Annotated in this window: 16 protein-coding genes; 9 read left to right on the forward strand and 7 right to left on the reverse strand. The window is 70.9% G+C overall.

Annotated features, from left to right (window positions below):
* The first annotated feature begins 1 nt into the window (after position 1).
* Genes AB0G59_RS06290 through AB0G59_RS06305 form a run of 4 tightly spaced genes read left to right on the forward strand, consistent with a single transcriptional unit; the run spans position 2 to position 4,482 of the window.
* On the forward strand, positions 2–1,417 hold the full coding sequence (locus AB0G59_RS06290; RefSeq protein ID WP_360908553.1) for a monooxygenase: 1,416 nt from the start codon (positions 2–4) through the stop codon (positions 1,415–1,417).
* Positions 1,414–2,793, forward strand: coding sequence for a cytochrome P450 (locus tag AB0G59_RS06295; RefSeq protein ID WP_360908555.1), 1,380 nt, complete (start codon positions 1,414–1,416; stop codon positions 2,791–2,793). The genes AB0G59_RS06290 and AB0G59_RS06295 overlap by 4 nt, the downstream gene beginning before the upstream one ends.
* Positions 2,790–3,563 (forward strand): SDR family oxidoreductase, encoded by a 774-nt coding sequence (locus AB0G59_RS06300; RefSeq protein ID WP_360908557.1) that lies wholly within the window; start codon positions 2,790–2,792, stop codon positions 3,561–3,563. The genes AB0G59_RS06295 and AB0G59_RS06300 overlap by 4 nt, the downstream gene beginning before the upstream one ends.
* Before the next feature lie 46 nt (positions 3,564–3,609).
* The gene (locus tag AB0G59_RS06305) at positions 3,610–4,482 is read left to right on the forward strand and encodes a TIGR03619 family F420-dependent LLM class oxidoreductase (protein ID WP_360908559.1); all 873 of its coding nucleotides are present in this window, start codon (positions 3,610–3,612) and stop codon (positions 4,480–4,482) included.
* Here AB0G59_RS06305 and AB0G59_RS06310 read toward each other — a convergent pair.
* Complete coding sequence (locus tag AB0G59_RS06310) at positions 4,445–4,996, reverse strand: DUF6817 domain-containing protein (RefSeq protein ID WP_360908656.1); 552 nt, start codon at positions 4,994–4,996, stop codon at positions 4,445–4,447. The genes AB0G59_RS06305 and AB0G59_RS06310 overlap by 38 nt on opposite strands.
* A gap of 234 nt (positions 4,997–5,230) precedes the next feature.
* Here AB0G59_RS06310 and AB0G59_RS06315 point away from each other — a divergent pair, with 234 nt between their 5' ends.
* The gene (locus tag AB0G59_RS06315) at positions 5,231–6,211 is read left to right on the forward strand and encodes a LysR family transcriptional regulator (RefSeq protein WP_360908561.1); all 981 of its coding nucleotides are present in this window, start codon (positions 5,231–5,233) and stop codon (positions 6,209–6,211) included.
* Here AB0G59_RS06315 and AB0G59_RS06320 read toward each other — a convergent pair.
* Together AB0G59_RS06320 and AB0G59_RS06325 are read right to left on the reverse strand one after the other, a co-directional pair.
* Positions 6,180–7,118 carry a PfkB family carbohydrate kinase gene (locus tag AB0G59_RS06320; RefSeq protein WP_360908563.1) on the reverse strand — a complete coding sequence of 313 codons (939 nt, stop codon included), beginning with the start codon at positions 7,116–7,118 and terminating at the stop codon, positions 6,180–6,182. The genes AB0G59_RS06315 and AB0G59_RS06320 overlap by 32 nt on opposite strands.
* On the reverse strand, positions 7,115–8,041 hold the full coding sequence (locus tag AB0G59_RS06325; RefSeq protein WP_360908565.1) for a pseudouridine-5'-phosphate glycosidase: 927 nt from the start codon (positions 8,039–8,041) through the stop codon (positions 7,115–7,117). Before AB0G59_RS06325 ends, AB0G59_RS06320 begins: the two co-directional genes overlap by 4 nt.
* A gap of 134 nt (positions 8,042–8,175) precedes the next feature.
* Here AB0G59_RS06325 and AB0G59_RS06330 point away from each other — a divergent pair, with 134 nt between their 5' ends.
* A complete protein-coding gene (locus AB0G59_RS06330; protein WP_360908567.1) occupies positions 8,176–8,529 on the forward strand; it encodes a hypothetical protein in 354 nt (117 codons plus the stop codon).
* A gap of 148 nt (positions 8,530–8,677) precedes the next feature.
* A complete protein-coding gene (locus AB0G59_RS06335; protein ID WP_360908569.1) occupies positions 8,678–9,721 on the forward strand; it encodes a type III polyketide synthase in 1,044 nt (347 codons plus the stop codon).
* 45 nt (positions 9,722–9,766) lie between these two features.
* Here AB0G59_RS06335 and AB0G59_RS06340 read toward each other — a convergent pair whose 3' ends face one another.
* A complete protein-coding gene (locus AB0G59_RS06340; RefSeq protein WP_360908571.1) occupies positions 9,767–10,876 on the reverse strand; it encodes an FAD-dependent monooxygenase in 1,110 nt (369 codons plus the stop codon).
* 71 nt (positions 10,877–10,947) lie between these two features.
* On the opposite strand from AB0G59_RS06340, the gene AB0G59_RS06345 reads away from it, so the two are divergent.
* Positions 10,948–11,628 (forward strand): TetR/AcrR family transcriptional regulator, encoded by a 681-nt coding sequence (locus AB0G59_RS06345; RefSeq protein ID WP_360908573.1) that lies wholly within the window; start codon positions 10,948–10,950, stop codon positions 11,626–11,628.
* A 64-nt stretch (positions 11,629–11,692) separates the two neighbouring features.
* On the opposite strand, the gene AB0G59_RS06350 is transcribed toward AB0G59_RS06345, so the two are convergent.
* Together AB0G59_RS06350 and AB0G59_RS06355 are read right to left on the reverse strand one after the other, a co-directional pair.
* The gene (locus tag AB0G59_RS06350; protein WP_360908575.1) at positions 11,693–12,040 is read right to left on the reverse strand and encodes a hypothetical protein; all 348 of its coding nucleotides are present in this window, start codon (positions 12,038–12,040) and stop codon (positions 11,693–11,695) included.
* A 265-nt stretch (positions 12,041–12,305) separates the two neighbouring features.
* Entirely contained in the window at positions 12,306–13,058 is a 753-nt protein-coding gene (locus AB0G59_RS06355) for an SDR family oxidoreductase (protein ID WP_360908577.1), read from the reverse strand.
* A 237-nt stretch (positions 13,059–13,295) separates the two neighbouring features.
* On the opposite strand from AB0G59_RS06355, the gene AB0G59_RS06360 reads away from it, so the two are divergent.
* Entirely contained in the window at positions 13,296–13,817 is a 522-nt protein-coding gene (locus tag AB0G59_RS06360) for a hypothetical protein (RefSeq protein WP_360908579.1), read from the forward strand.
* A 68-nt stretch (positions 13,818–13,885) separates the two neighbouring features.
* Here the strand turns inward: AB0G59_RS06360 and AB0G59_RS06365 are convergent, their stop codons facing one another.
* Entirely contained in the window at positions 13,886–15,115 is a 1,230-nt protein-coding gene (locus AB0G59_RS06365) for a cytochrome P450 (protein ID WP_360908581.1), read from the reverse strand.
* Positions 15,116–15,194: the final 79 nt, after the last annotated feature.

Here is a 15,194-nt window from a genome sequence, read left to right on the forward strand (position 1 = left end):
CATGGCCCAACCGACCGCGAGCGCGCGGCGCGCCGTGGTACTCGGCGGCGGATTCGCCGGCCTGCTCGCCGCCCGGGTCCTGGCCGGCCACTTCGGCGAGGTGGTGGTACTGGAAAGCGACGCGTTGCCCGGCGACGGACACCGCCGCGGCGTCCCTCAGGCACACCACCCGCACGCACTGCTCGCCCGGGGCGCTCAGCTGCTCGAGCTGCTCTTCCCGGGGCTGAGGGACGAACTGCGCGCACGAGGCTGTCCGGTGGCCGACTTCACCCAGGCGACGCGGCTCTGCTTCCCGGCCGGCTGGGCGCCCCGCGCGCCCTGTGGATTCGACGTCCAACTGGTGGGCCGCACCACCCTGGACCACGCTCTGCTGCGCCGGGTCACCGCCGCGGGAACCGTCGTCGTGCGCGCTCGCCACAGGGTTGACGGGCTGTTCCTCGACCGAGCCGGAGGACCGGTCACCGTCGCCGTTAACGCAACGTCGGTCCACCGGAAGGAGCTGATCACCGCCGACTTCGTGGTGGACGCCACCGGTCGCGGCACCCGGCTCCCGCACTGGCTGAACCAGGCCGGCCTGCACTGTCCTTCCCCCCTGGTCGTGGACGGGCACGTCACCTACACCTCCCGGACGTACGCCCTGGCCGCGTCCCCGGGCCGGGACTGGCTGGCGTCCTACCAGCCGACGCTGGCCCCGCACTCCCCTCGGGGCGGGGTCGCCGCACGCATCGGCCCCGACCGGTGGCTGCTGGGCCTGATCGGTGCCGCGGGCCGCACCCCGCCCACCGACGAACAGGGCTTCCTCGCCTACGCGGCGGGGCTGCCCAACCCGGACTTCGCCGCGATCATCTCCGAGGCCGTCCCGCTCACCCCCCTGCACCGCACCCGTGCCACCGCGAACCGCTGGCACCGCTACCACCGGGTATCTCACTGGCCCGGACGGCTGGTGGCACTGGGCGACTCCGTATGCGCCTTCAACCCCGTCTACGGACAGGGTCTGACCATCGCCGCGCTGCAGAGCGAGCTCCTCGACTCGCTGCTGTCCGCGTACGCGCACGACGGCCGACCGGACCGGCTGGGCCCGAGGTTCCAGCGCGAGGCGGCTCGCCTCGTACGCGGACCGTGGCTGCTGAACACCTCCGCGGACCGCGGCTGGCAGGGACCGGGCACACCGCTGCCGAGCCGGCTCGCCTGCGCCTACCTCAATGCGCTGGCCGGCCGGTTCCCGTACGACGAAGACCTCGTGACGCGGTACGCGCGCACCATGCACATGCTGGACAGCCCAAGGCGGCTGTTCTCCCCGCCCCTGGCCGCACGGCTGCTGCTCGCCTCCCTCGACGGGCGTTCGCGTTCCCCCGGCGCACCGGCCGCCCCGGCTCCCGCCCCGCCCCGGCACCCACCTTCCAGGAGCCCGTCATGACGCCCAGGCACCCCGCCGCCGACACGCCCCTTCCCCCGCCCGTCACCGCCCGGGGCGCCCTGCCCCTGCTGGGGCACGCGCCGGCGCTGCTGACCCGCCGGATGGACTTCCTCCAGGCCGTGCGCGCCGAAGGCGATCTCGTCCGTATCCGCCTCGGCTCCCGGACGGCGTACGTCGTCAATTCCCCCGACCTGATCCACCGCGTCCTCGTCACCGACGCCCGCCGGTTCGACAAAGGCATGATCTTCGACAGGATGCGGCCGTTCATGGGGGACGGCCTGGTCACCTCGGAGCACCATCACCACCGCCGACAACGCCGCCTGATCCAGCCCGCGTTCCACCGGGAGCAGGTCAGGCAATACGGCGAACACATGCTGCGGTGCGTCGACGAGCGCACCGCCGACTGGCGATCCGGCCAGGTCCGGTACCTGGACCAGGACGTGCAGCGGCTGGTCGTCGACATCCTGGCCACCACCCTGTTCGCCACGCGGCGGGCACGGCAGGCCGCCGTCGAACTGAACCGCTCGCTGCCCGCCTTCAACCACGGGCTCACCGCCCGCACCCTTCTGCCCGCCTGGGTGTCCCGGCTTCCCCTGCCCGTCCTGCGACGGTTCGACGAAGCGGCGACGCGACTGCGGGCCATGACGGACGAACTCGTCACCGACTACCGCGCTCTCGGGCAGAGCCACGGCGATCTGCTGTCCCTCCTGCTGTCCGCGCGCGACGCGGACACCGGCGAAGGCATGACGGACGAAGAGATCCGCGACGAGGTGATCAACCTCCTGATCGCCGGCATGGAGACCACCAACAGCACCCTGGCCTGGATCGTCCATGTCCTGGGCCGGGACCCGGAGCTGGAGCGGCGCGTATACGAAGAGGTCCACGCCGTGACCGGTGGCCGGCCCCTCCGGGCCGACGACTTCTCCAGGCTCGTCCACACCCGCCACCTCGTATGCGAGGTCCTGCGACTGCACCACCCACTATGGCTGATCATGCGCCGGGCATCCGTTCCCGTGCGTCTGGGCGGCGCACGGATCCCCGCCGGGACCAACGTCATCTTCAGCCCCGCCACGCTGCACCGCGACCCGCACCTCTACCCCGACCCCCTCGCCCTGCGCCCCGAACGCTGGGCGGGTGCGAGCGCCTCGCAGCGCTCCTTCATCCCCTTCGGGGCAGGCACCCGCCAGTGCATCGGGGACGGGTTCTCCTGGATGGAACTCACCCTCGTCACGGCCGGCCTGGTCCAGCGGTGGCAGTGGCGCCCGACCCCTGGCCACCGGCTGCGGCCAGGCCGGTCCGTGGTCATCCACCCGGGCCGGTTGCCGATGAGCCTCACCCTCCGCCTGCCCGTCCCCGGGGAAGGAGCCCCCCAGTGAACAGCCACGAATCCCTCCTGAGCAGTACCGAGTCCCCGCGCACCGCGCTGGTCACCGGTGGCGGATCCGGCATCGGCGCGGCCTGCGCCGAACGCCTGGCCCGCGGGGGAGCATCGGTCGTCGTCGCCGACATCGACGAGGCGTCCGCCCGGCAGGTCACCGAGAAGATCCGTGCGGGCGGCGGCGCCGCCCGCGCCGCACGGGTCGACACCACCGATCACGACGCCGTCTCCGCGCTCGTCGAAGGCATCGTGGCCGCCTCACGCCGTCTCGACCTCGCCGTCAACGCGGCCGGAATCCTCGGCCCGTTCGCCCCGCTCACGGAACTGCCGCCCGCCGACTTCCGCCGGATCATCGAGGTGAACCTGACCGGCCTCTTCCACTGCCTGCGTGCCGAACTCGCGGCCATGGCCACCGGACGCGGCGGGGTCATCGTGAACCTGGCATCCACCGCCAGCCACGTCGCCTTCCCCACCATGGCCGCCTACACGGCCAGCAAGCACGCGGTCATCGGCCTCACCAAGGCAGCCGCCGTCGAGTACGCCGGCGCCGGGATCCGGGTGCTCGCACTCGCCCCCACCGCCGTCGACACACCCTTGCTGGACGCGGCTCCGGCCGCACTGGTCCAGGCCGCGCTGGACAGCCAGGCCGTCCGACGCCTCGCCCGTCCCGACGAGGTCGCCGCGATGGTGGAGTTCCTCGCCTCGGACAACGCGGCCTTCGTCACCGGCAGCGTCCACCTCTTCGACGGTGGCTACCTCGCGAGCTGAGCCCGGCGCAGAGCACCCCCCATGCCCCTGACAGTACGGAGGCGACATGGACATCGGCATCATCCTGCTGTTCGACGGCCGGCCCGGCAACACTCTCGCCGAGGTCCCTGACATCGCCCGCCGCATCGAAGACCTCGGGTTCACCCACCTGTGGCTGCCCGACCACGTCGCGCTCTTCGAACGCTACGCGCCCAACTACCCCTACAGCCCCGACCGGCAGCCGCCCCTCGCGCCCACCCAGGGCTGGTACGACCCGCTGACCACCCTCGCGGCCGCCGCCTGCGCCACCAGCCGCCTGCGCCTGGGCACCAACATCCTGATCCTGCCCGAGCGCAATCCCGTGATCCTGGCCCAGCAGATCACCTCCCTGGACCACCTGTGCTCCGGCCGCTTCGACCTCGGCATCGGCCTGGGATGGTCGCCGGAGGAATACGCCGCACTCAACATCCCCTTCGCCCGCCGCGGCGCGCGGGCCGACGACTACCTCACGGCCATGAAGCGGCTGTGGCAGGACCTCCCGGCCGGTCACCAGGGAGAGTTCATCTCCTTCAAGAACGTCATCGCCCTGCCCAAGCCCCAACAACGCCCCCACCCACCCGTACTCATCGGCGGCAACAGCGCCGCGGCCCTGCGCCGGGCCGCCCGGTACGGCGACGGCTGGATCAGCTGGATGCTCCCGGAAGAGGAGCTTCCCAGGGCCGCCGCCCGCCTTGCGAAGGAATGCGCGGCGCTCGGCCGGGACGCCGCCCGGCTGCGGCGTGTCCACGGCCTGTGCTACACCACGGCAGAGTCCCTCGTCCGTTATACGGAGACGGCCCGGGAGTGCGGTGCCGACGAGATCGCCGTACTGCCCTGGGTGGCGGAGAGGGATCCTCGGGACGTCATCGACGAGATTGCCGCACTCGCGGGTGATCTGTAGGTGCGGCAAGCACCGTGCGGCAGTCGAGCCAGGCGTCGTCGCTGAGCCAGTCGCGGAAGCGGGTGAACAGAGCGAGGAGCTCGGGGCCCCACTTCTCGCGGAAGGCGGGGTCGGTGCGAGCGAGATCGAGTTCATTGGCGGCGGACAACTCGGCGAAGTCCCGGCGCGGCTGCGGTTCCACCGGGTGCGTGCGGCCGGTGAATCGGTCGTGGAAGACGGCGTCGGCCCGGGCGAAGGCCGGATAGGTGGCTTTCCGGTCGCACGAGGCGTAGAGGTAGACGACGGCTTCGGCCTCGGGGCCGATCACCGCTGCAAGGTCCGTGCGGCGGTCGAGCGGCAGCAATGCCGTGGGGAAGCCGTCAGTGCCGTACAAGGCGTGGCACAGACCGGCGAGTTGGAGGGCGGGGCGGGCTTTCCACGTGGCGAGCTGCGCCTGGACGCGCTGGAGGTGGGCGAGGAGAGTGCCGCCGGGGTGGGCGATGCCTTCGGCGCCGAGTCGGCGCAGGAGCGTCATGGCCCGGGCGGCCGCAACAGGGGGAGCCGGCACAGGCCTGTCTCCCTTCGGCGATCGGGGATTGGTGATTGGTGTTCGCGGTCGGCACCCGTACGGTGCCTTCGCCTGGTCCGGATCCTTGCGAAGGCACCGTACGGGTTGCCGCCTGGGGCCCTGTGAGGATCCTCGCCGCCCTCGAGCACCCCAGTCAATCCTGGGGATCTCTAGCCATCCCCAAGCTGTAGCTTGGGACTTATGACTCTGGATGACCTTCGCGTGTTCGTCGCCGTGTGCCGGGCCGGGAGCCTCAGCGCCGTGGCCCGCGAGCTGACCTGTACACAGTCGGCAGTGAGCCAGCACGTGAAGCGGCTGGAACGGGAGACCGGCGTGAGCCTGCTGGAGCGCCAGCCGCGCGGAGTCGTGCCCACCGCGGCCGGGCGCATCCTCTACGACGCCGCCGCCGACGGCATCGCCGGACTCGATCTCGCGCTCCGCCGTCTCGGGGATCTCGTGAACGGGGAAAGCGGCTCCGTGCGGATCGCCACCGGCGGAACGACCGTACGGCACTTCATGGCCGAGGCGATCGTCTCCTTCCGCAGGCAGTACCCCAAGGTGAGCCTGGAGTTCCAGACCGAGACCTCCGGCCGCCGCTGCTTCGACGCCCTCCTCTCCAGCAACCTGGACCTGGCGTGGATCACCATCGGAGAGCCCGTACGCGGCATAGAACAACGGCCTGCCGTCGCCCTGCCCTGGGTGCTCGCCGTACGGGCCGACGACCCGCTCGCGAGCCGCCCCCGCATCGACGCCTCCGACCTCGCGGGCATCCGTCTCGTCCGGCTGCCGCCGAACTCCGCCTCCGGCGGCCGGCTCGACGCCGCCTTCGCCGAGCTGGGCATCCGGGTCGGCTCCGACACGAGCGTCGCCGACTGGGACACCGCCCTGCTGCTCGCCGAACTCGGCCTGGGGCACGCCGTCGTACCCGCCGTACCCGGCCTGCACGAGTCGGGTGAGGACGGGCCACTGCGGCTCGTACCCCTACCCGCACTGCCGCCACTGTCGGTCGGCTGGGCCGTACGCCGCTGGGACGCCCTTCCTCCGCTCGCCCGCGCCTTCGCCGACACCGTCACCCGTAGCTGCGCGCAGAGGTCCACCGGTGCGTGCAGCGGCGGCAGCGTACCGGCCGGGCAGGCCGCACTTTCCGACCTCAGCTGCCGGGCGACTCCTGGCAGTGCTTGACCGAGCCCGCGCGGGGCCGGCCGCCGATGAGCGTGACCGCCTCGGCGCCGGCGCGGCAGCCCTGGCGTGCGGCTGCGGCCGGGTCGTGGCCGGACAGGCGGGCGGCGAGGAAGGCTCCCGTGAAGGCGTCGCCCGCGCCCGTGGTGTCGACAGGGGTGGCGGGCTCGGCCGGGACCTTGGCGACGACCGCGCCGGAAGCGGCCACCACCGCGCCCCCGGAGCCTTGGGTGGAGACCACGAGGGGAAAGCGACGGCTCAGCGCGGCCGCCGCGTCGGCCGGCTCGGCCAGGCCGGACAGGAGCGCGGCCTCGTCGTGGCTGGGCAGGAGGACGTCCGCCCCCGCGACGGCCGCGAGGAAGCGGTCCACCCCGAAGCGAGCGATGAAGCCCGCGGAGGCCGGGTCGACGCTCACGGGGACGGAGCGCGCCCGGGCCGCCTCCATCGCCAGCCGGGCGAGCGCGCGGCTCGCATCGGCGAAGAGGAGATAGCCGGAGACGTGCAGATGGCCGACCCCGGCCAGGAGGTCGTCACTCCAGTCGGCGGTCGACAGCCGCAGCACCGCCCCGCTGTCGGTCAGGAACGTCCGTTCGCCGTCCGCGCCCACCAGGCAGACCACCGTGCCGGTGGGAACCTCGGGGTCGACCACCAGGTACGGGCGGACACCGGCCGCGCGGAGAGCACGCTCGTGTCCCTCTGCCGCGTCCGCGCCCACCCGGGCCAGGATGCGCACGTCCCGGGCACCAGAATGGGCGGCCCAGCAGGCCGCATTGGCACCGGCGCCGCCCGGAAGAGTGCTGATGCGGGCCGCCGTGTCGGTCATCGGGGCGAGTGGCGTGCGGTGGCGGGCGACGACATCCGTCACCACGTCACCGACGACGAGCAGCGCACCACTCCCGACGCCGGTCACGAGGCGTACTCCGTGGCGATCTCGGCCGCCAGCCGCACATTGCCCCGCACCGCGGCCACGTTGGCCTCCAAGGACGCGCCGTCCGTGTGCCGGACGAGGTAGTCGAGGAGAAAGGGAGTGACCGCCTGCCCGCTCACCCCGTCCCGCTCACACGCCGCCAGCGCCCCGGCCAGCACCCGGTCGTGCAGGGCCGGGTCGAGCTGCTGCGCTTCGGGTACGGGGTTCGCGACGATCAAAGCCGACGGCGGACCGCCGAGCACGTCCTGAGCGCGCAGCACGTCGGCCACCTCCGCCGCCGACCCGGCCGTCCAGTCGACCGGCTCGCCCGAACTGCTGAGATAGAAGCCCGGAAACCGCGACGTCCGGAAACCCAGCACACCGACGCCCAACGTCTCCAGGCGCTGGAGCGTCGCCGGCACGTCCAGAACCGACTTCACCCCCGCGCAGACCAGCGCGATCCGCTCCTTCGCCAGCAGACGCAGGTCGGCCGACTCGTCCTGGGTCTGCGTCCACTCGCGATGGACCCCACCCAGGCCACCCGTCGCGAAGACGCGGATCCCGGCCCGTGCCGCGAGGAACGCGGTCCCGGACACCGTCGTCGCCCCGCTCGCCCCGGCCGCCACCGCCGGCGCCAGATCCCGGTGCCCCAGCTTACGGAGCCCTTCCTCGCCCGCCACCCGCGCCAATTGCGCCTTGTCCAGCCCGATACGGGGCTTCCCGTCCAGCACCGCGACCGTCGCGGGCACGGCGCCGCAGGCCCGTACGAGCCCCTCCAACTCCTCCGCCACCAGCAGATTCCGCGGCCGGGGCAGGCCGTGAGCGATGATCGTCGACTCCAGAGCGACCACCGGCCGACCGCGGTCCAGCGCCTCCCGCACCTCGTCCGCCACGACCAGCAGCCGCTTGCCCGACACCTCTGACATCGCAGGTCCCTTCCGTCGCACCACGCATGACGCTGCTCACTGGATCCCTGATGCACAGAGCCGTTCCCCACCCCGTGACGTCGGAAGCCTCCGGCAGGACGTAAGGTCGGTCGAACTCACGGAGGGGTGACGCAGTGCGAACTCGGATGCTGGTCTTCGGTCTCTACGCCGACGAGGCCGGTCTGGAATGGGTCCGAAGCATCGTGAGGACCGCGGCCGCCTCGCGCCGTGCCCGCGTGGTGCTGTGGGAGGAACGCGGATTCCCGGAGCGCGACGCGTCGGTGGAGGACCTGTACGACCACCTGGCGGAGCAATGGTCGTACGAGCACCCGGGACAGGAACCGGCGGACCGGCAACTGGTCGAGCTGCGCGTGGGCCTGACCTGCTCCCTGCGGATGTGGCGGCCATTGCGCCGGATGGTGATCTCAGGAATGTGTCCGGAGGAGCTGGAGCCCCACGTGTGCAGAGTTCCCTGGGCCGCCATGTGACCGTTCGGCCACGTGCGATGAACGTTGTGACGGAACGTTGTGACGGAACGTAAAGAAGTTGTCACATCTGACGGGGTGACGCGGGAAAACAGCCGTGGTTGGCTCACCGCAGAGCAAGATCCACTCGATTCCCCGCCGGAGGAACAGCGTGTCCACCGTCTGTCGCCCCGTTCTCTGCCTGCCCGACCACACCGCGACGCTCGACGAAGTCGTCGCACACATGGGACGGCGGCACGCCGGCCATCCCCGGATCGGCTCCGCACTGCAGTTGATGCGCAATACCTCGGTCCGGACGAGATCGCTCGTCGACCCCTTCGAGGAGGTGACGCGATTCCGTACCTTCGGCGAGCGGATGCGACGCTACGCCGAAGCCGGCACGGCATTAGGGACCCGCGCCGCGGAAGGCGCGCTGGACAACGCCGAGACCTCTCCCGACGACGTCGACCACCTCGTGCTGGTCTCGTGCACCGGCTACCTCCTGCCGGGACTCGACGCCTCCATAGCCAACCGGCTGGGCCTGCGAAGAAACGTCCGCCGCTTCGCCTTCACCCAGGTCGGATGCGCCGGCGGCGCGTACGCACTGGCACGGGCCCGGGAACTGTCCCTCGCCCGTCCCGGGTCGGTGACCCTCGTCGTCGCGGTCGAGCTGTGCTCACTGTCCTACCAACCCGACGACGACAGCATCGCCTCCTTCGTGTCGACCGCCCTCTTCGGCGACGCGGCGGCGGCCTGCGTGGTCCGGGAGGACCGACCCGGCCTGCGCCTCGACGCCTCGTACGAGGACCTTGCGCCGGGGACCCTGGGCCACATCTCCTACGAGGTCGACGAACTCGGCTTCCATTTCGACACCAACCCCCGGATATCCCGCGTGGTGGCGGAGGCGATGCCGGGCCTCGAACAGTGGCTGCAGGCGGAGACGCCCGTCCTGTCGCCCGGCCCGGACTTCCTCGTCAGCCACACGGGCGGGCCCCGCATCATGTACGAGGTCAGCAAAGGGCTCGGCGTCCCACCGGCCCTGTTCGAGCTCAGCGAGAACTCCCTCACCCGGCGCGGCAACACCGCGAGCGTCGTGGTCCTCGACGTCCTCGAGCAGACCTTCGCCAGGCCTCCGCACCACGGCGCCCAGGGCCTGGTGATCGCCTTCGGCCCGGGCGTCACGACGGTGGCCGTCACCGGCACGTGGAGGTCATGATTGCGTTGGCGGGACGGCCGGTTGCCCGGTCGCGTCCGGCTACGTTCAGCCAGGTTGGAAGAATGCGAGCAATTTCCGGCTGGCGTCCGGTGACGTCAGGATTTCGTGAACGTGCGCGGACTGCCGACCGGCGGCGCTGGTGCGTTCGAACATTTCGCGTTCGTATTCTTTGACGGCGGCGGGAAAGTCGCCCGGGTGCGCGGCCAGCGCGAGACCGAGCAGTGCGCCGTCGAGCAGCGCCATGTTGGCACCCTCTCCCACCGGCGGCATCAGGTGCGCGGCATCGCCCAGCAGCGTGACGCCCGGCCTCGACGGCCAGGTCAGGCCGATCGGGAGGGTGGTGATCGACCGTGGCACGATCGTGTCGTCGCAGGCGGCGATCAGTGCGGTGAACCGTGGGTCCCAGCCGGCGAACAGGTCGATCAGCCGCACCCGGGCGGCGGCCGGGTCGTCGAACGGGATCCCGCTGGTGGCGAACCAGTCCTCGGCGGTGTTGTAGAAGTTGAGACCGATGCGTACGCGGCCGTCGCCGTTGCGCTGCGCCGCCAGGGACTGTCCGTCGCCGAACACCCAGAAGTTGCCGCGCCCGACCATCGCCGCGAGGTCGGGGTAGGTGCGGTCGATGTCGGTAATGCAGAGCTCGACGATGTTGTGGCCGATGTGCGCCGGGCGGGCGTCGGTGAGCAATGGGCGGACCCGGGAGTTCGCGCCGTCAGCGCCGACCAGCAGGTCGTACGTCGCGCTGCTGCCGTCGGTGAAGTGCAGCAGGTCGTGGTCGGCGTAGGCGAACGAGTGCCCCCAGCGCACCACGTCTTCGGGGAGGGAATCCAGCAGCAGGTTGCGCAGATCGGCGCGGTCGACCTCGGGTCGCTCAAGTGGGGCGTCCTCGGGTGTGTCCTCCTGGAGCAGCGGGGTGCCGTCCGGCTCGAGAAGCCGCATGTCCTGGCCTTCACCACGGGCTATTGCGTAGAACTGGTCGATCAGACCGGCCTCGCGCAGCGCCCGCTGCCCCGAGTGGATGTCGAGCATGCCGCCCTGCCCGCGCGCGCCGCGTGACGGTTCGCGTTCGTACACGACGGCGTCGATGCCGTGCACGTGCAGCACACGGGCGAGAGCCAGGCCGCCGAGGCCGGCTCCGACGATGGCGATGGTCATGGTTGCCTCCCCTTCGATACACCGTACTTGCCGATACGCCGTATCGCCTGATGCTGTGTACTGTTAGCGGCATGTTGGTGTGGGAGAGGCCGGAGCCGCCGAATCGACCTGTGCCGGCCCCGCTGAACCGAGAGCGGATCGTGCGGGCGGCGATCCAGTTGGCCGACGCGGACGGTCTGGAGGCGGTGTCGCTGCGCAAGGTCGCCGCCGCGCTGGGCGTCGGGCCGATGCGGCTGTACGGCTACATCGCCGGCAAGGAGGAGTTGCTCGACCTGATCGTCGACGCGGTCCACGCTGAGATCCGGCCGGTCGGAGACGGTTGGCGGGAGGTGCTGCGGTCTCTTGCCGAAACCACCCGGCAGGCCGCTCACGAGCACGAATGGCTCGCCGATCTGCTCGGTGGGCGACCGCGGCTCGGGCCGCACGCGCTGGCCAGGGGGGAGGCCGTGGTGGCCGCGCTGGACGGCGTCGATGTGGACGCCATCATGCCGGTGGTCACCGCGGTCGACGCGTACGTGATCGGCGCGGTGCGTCGGGAGATCGCCGAGCGACGTGCCGAGCGGGCCACCGGGATGGACGAGAAGCGTTGGCAGGCCTCACTCGGGCCCTATCTGGAACGGACCTTCGCCACCGGCCGATTCCCCGCGCTCGCCACGGTGGTGCGCGACGCCGCCCACCTGGACGCCGACCACACCTTCCGGATCGGCCTCGACTTCCTGCTCGACGGCATCGAGGCCCGCATCTCGAGGTGACGCGCGGCCGAAGCGGGACCCCGGCGCGCGGAGACCGCGCGCCGGGCACCGCGCCGCGCGCGGTCTATTCGGCGATCGGCTCGATGATCGCCTCGGTGACCGCGTAGAAGATCGTGTAGTGCGCGTCGTCCTGCGTGAATGCCTGGACGCGCGTCCCAAGCCCCCTTTCCGACTCGGTGATGACGATGCCGCCGAGCCAGTCGTCCGCATCCGGGGAGTCCTCGTCGAAGAGGTCCACGGTGCACTGACCGGTGAAGTTCCTGGCGAAGTCGATACGACGCTCTTGGCCGTCATTGATGTCGACGGGGCCCCAGATCCTTCCGCCGTTGAAGTTGAGGTAGGCCTCGTCGGCACCAGTTCCGTCTTCTGTCGTCTGGCACGCGAGCTTGAAGAGATTCGCCCTGGCAGCCATAGTGGTCTCCTTCGATCCAACTGCCTTCGGGTTCCGACCGGACTGGGCACGCGGGAATTCTCCATGAAATCCGGATACTTACCGGTCCTCTCGACCCGTAGCGTCAGACTAGGCGTACAAGCAAACTCTGGCGATCAGAGATACGGGGCGTACGGCAGCATTACCGGGGGCGCATAATCTGCTCTTAGCGCCTCACAATTGACGTATGGAAATATATTCACATCTCGACTGTCCGGAGGTGTCGAGAGGAGTGAAGTCCGACCGGCTACGCCGCGTGGCCGCCGTCGACGGCGAATTCCGCCCCGGTGACGTATTCCGCACCGGCCCCCGCGAGGAACCCCACCATCGACGCCACTTCGTCCGGTGCCCCGAACCGGCCCAGCGCCGTCATGGCCGCCTGGCCCTCGGCGTAGGGGCCGTCCGCCGGGTTCATGTCCGTGTCGACCGGGCCCGGATGAACGATGTTCGCCGTGATCCCGCGCCCGCCGAGCTCCCGCGCCAGCGCCTTGGTGAGGCCGATCAGCGCGGACTTGCTCATCGCGTACAGCGTGCCGCCCGGGCCCGGCACGCGCTGCGTCATGCACGTGCCGATGGTGACGATCCGGGCTCCGCGCTCCATCCGCGCGGCCGCCGCCTGCGACGTCACGAACACCCCGCGCACGTTCACCGCGAGCACCCGGTCCACATCGGCGAGCGTCAGGCTCTCCAGTGGCCCGAGCAGCCCGACGCCCACGTTGTTGACCAGGACGTCCAACCGCCCGAAGGCCTCCGCCGTGCGCTCCACCGCCGCCACGGCCCCGGCCGCGTCCGCCGAGTCCGCCCGCAGGGCCAGCCCGCGACGGCCCGTCGCCTCGATCTTCCCTACGACCTCCCGGGCCGCCTCCTCGCCCTGGACGTAGGTGATCGCCACGTCGGCGCCCTGCTGGGCCAGCCGCAGGGCGGTGGCCGCGCCTATGCCACGGCTGCCACCGGTCACCAGGGCCACCTTGCCGGTCAGGTCGCCGTTCACGCCGTTCATCGGGAACTCCCTCATCGTGTTGCTCAGCAGTGGTTACGGGCTCCATCAAATCCCCGTACGCCACTGGGCGCTGGCGGCTATCGGACGCCAAGCTTTCCTGGCTGCTACTTCCCCAGTTGCCGTAACCGATTCGATCAGTTGACACTGGTATTTACGCCGAATCACTCCTGAGAACAGTGGTCCGCCCCTACTCGTTCCGCACTGCAGGCGGGCCCAGGCACAACGAGTGGAGAGATCATGGCAAAGTCTCGCCGAGCCCTTAAATACGTACTGTGTGGAATCGTCGCGTCGCTGTTCGCAGTGATCTGGAATCAACCTGCATACGCGTGGACCTGGGTCCGTAACGCCACCGTGTACAACGGCGCGAGCCTGTGCGTGCAAGGCAACGCAGGAATCGACCACGTCCGTCCCGGAGTGTTTTCCGGCAACCTCGCGTACGGGGACGTCTTCGCGCGGAGCGGCGGTTGTGGTGGCGGATTGACCAATTCGTCGCCTACGGCCGCGGCGGTGAAGGTCGAGGTGTGGAAGTGGAACGGGTCCGCCTGGACGATGTGCCGGAGCACCGACTGGAAGTACGGCCCCACCGGGGTCAGCGGTGGGGACCTCGGCGGCCCCTATGGACCCAGCTGGGTCTTCGACTACGGCGGGTCGTCATCTTGCGGGCCGGGCTCGTACGAGACGAGGGCCCATGTGTATGTCTGGGACGGGTCCGACTGGCGCGGGGGCGCCGTCCGGTCCGGTGCCGAGAACGTGCCGTGACCACTGTGGGAAGCGGGTCCGTGCACGGCGCACAGACCCGCTTCCGTCGATCCTGCTGCCCGCGGGACCTACCAGGTCACAGGGATCCCCGCCGGCATGATGGCCATGCGGTTGGGGTGCCAGGGAACCTCCGCCGGCGGCACGGCGAGGCGGATGCCGGGGAGGCGGTCGAGGAGGACGCGGAAGGCCACGTCCGACTGGCGGCGGACCAGGTGGGCGCCGGGGCAGTGGTGGCGGCCGTAGCCGAAGCGCAGGTGCGGGTTGGGGGAGCGGGTGGGGTCGAAGTTCTCCGGGTCGGAGAACGCCGCGGGGTCGAAGTTGACCGCGTCCAGGGAGAGCAGGATCATCTCGCCCTCCTTCACCTGAGCCGATCCGAGCTCCGCGTCCCTGGTGACGAAGCGGGGGATCGCGTTGCCCAGGACGACGCTGCAGCGCAGGAGCTCTTCGACGCACTGCGGCATCGTCTCCGGACGGGCCCGCACCGCGTCCATCACGTCGGGCTTCTGGAGGAGGTTGAACGCCGCCACTCCGAGGAAGCTCGCGAAGTCCTCGTAGCCGCTGACGAAGAGGACGGACACGATGTTCGACAGCTGCTCGTCCGTCAGCCCCTGGTGCTCGGCGTTGAGGTCGGCGAGGCGGTCCGCCAGGCCGCGCGGCTCGCCGGGGCGGCGAGCCGACATGTGCTCGTGCATGTACACGCGGATCTCCTCCCAGTTGCGGGCGAGTTCCTCGTGCGATGGCGTGACCATGGTCAGGTCCAGGTCGGCCCGTACGGCGAGCCAGGTGTGGTCCTCGAAGGGCAGGCCGAGCAGCCGGCACATGCACTGCCCGGCGACCCACTCCGCGAAGTGGCGCTGCAGGTCGCCGGTGCCGCCTTCCCGGACCATCGCGTCCAGGCCCTCGCGGGTGACGGTCTCGACCCAGTCGGCGGGCAGTTCGGGCTGGTTGCGGCCGAGGGCCTTGAGCACCTCGTCGCGCAGGCCGGCCTTCTGCAGGTGGTTCATGGCGTCGAGCAGTTCGGGCGCCAGGATCGGGGCGTCCTGGCCCGGGCTGTCCGCCTCGGCCAGCACGGAGCGGGCGAAGGCACGGTCCCGCATCACGCGCTGCGTCAGCTCGTAGCCGGTGACCAGCCACGCCTCGTCGCCGGAGTTGGTGCTCACCCGGGCCACGGGGCAGCGGCCGCGCAGCTCGGTGAGTTCGGGGGCGAGCCGGTCGCCCCGGGTACTGAAGGGGTAGTGCGGGAGGGGCTGTTCGTTCGGGGCTTCCTCGGAGGGCGCCGGTGCTTGGGGTGCGGTCACGGGGTACGGGCCTCTTTCATAGGTGCGTGTGCGGTCTTGCTGGGGTCGCTGGGGTTGCGCAGAGGTGCGTCGTCGGCGC

Source organism: Streptomyces sp. NPDC021096 (assembly GCF_040641275.1).
Lineage (GTDB): Bacteria > Actinomycetota > Actinomycetes > Streptomycetales > Streptomycetaceae > Streptomyces.

Bases quoted from the DNA above. Each gene is read 5' to 3' on its own strand.
- AB0G59_RS06305 (WP_360908559.1), top strand. From the start codon at position 3,610: ATGGACATCGGCATCATCCTGCTGTTCGACGGCCGGCCCGGCAACACT.
- AB0G59_RS06345 (WP_360908573.1), top strand. From the start codon at position 10,948: ATGTTGGTGTGGGAGAGGCCGGAGCCGCCGAATCGACCTGTGCCGGCC.
- AB0G59_RS06350 (WP_360908575.1), bottom strand. From the start codon at position 12,040: ATGGCTGCCAGGGCGAATCTCTTCAAGCTCGCGTGCCAGACGACAGAA.
- AB0G59_RS06295 (WP_360908555.1), top strand. From the start codon at position 1,414: ATGACGCCCAGGCACCCCGCCGCCGACACGCCCCTTCCCCCGCCCGTC.
- AB0G59_RS06355 (WP_360908577.1), bottom strand. From the start codon at position 13,058: ATGAACGGCGTGAACGGCGACCTGACCGGCAAGGTGGCCCTGGTGACC.
- AB0G59_RS06325 (WP_360908565.1), bottom strand. From the start codon at position 8,041: ATGTCAGAGGTGTCGGGCAAGCGGCTGCTGGTCGTGGCGGACGAGGTG.
- AB0G59_RS06290 (WP_360908553.1), top strand. From the start codon at position 2: ATGGCCCAACCGACCGCGAGCGCGCGGCGCGCCGTGGTACTCGGCGGC.
- AB0G59_RS06310 (WP_360908656.1), bottom strand. From the start codon at position 4,996: ATGACGCTCCTGCGCCGACTCGGCGCCGAAGGCATCGCCCACCCCGGC.
- AB0G59_RS06340 (WP_360908571.1), bottom strand. From the start codon at position 10,876: ATGACCATCGCCATCGTCGGAGCCGGCCTCGGCGGCCTGGCTCTCGCC.
- AB0G59_RS06360 (WP_360908579.1), top strand. From the start codon at position 13,296: ATGGCAAAGTCTCGCCGAGCCCTTAAATACGTACTGTGTGGAATCGTC.
- AB0G59_RS06315 (WP_360908561.1), top strand. From the start codon at position 5,231: ATGACTCTGGATGACCTTCGCGTGTTCGTCGCCGTGTGCCGGGCCGGG.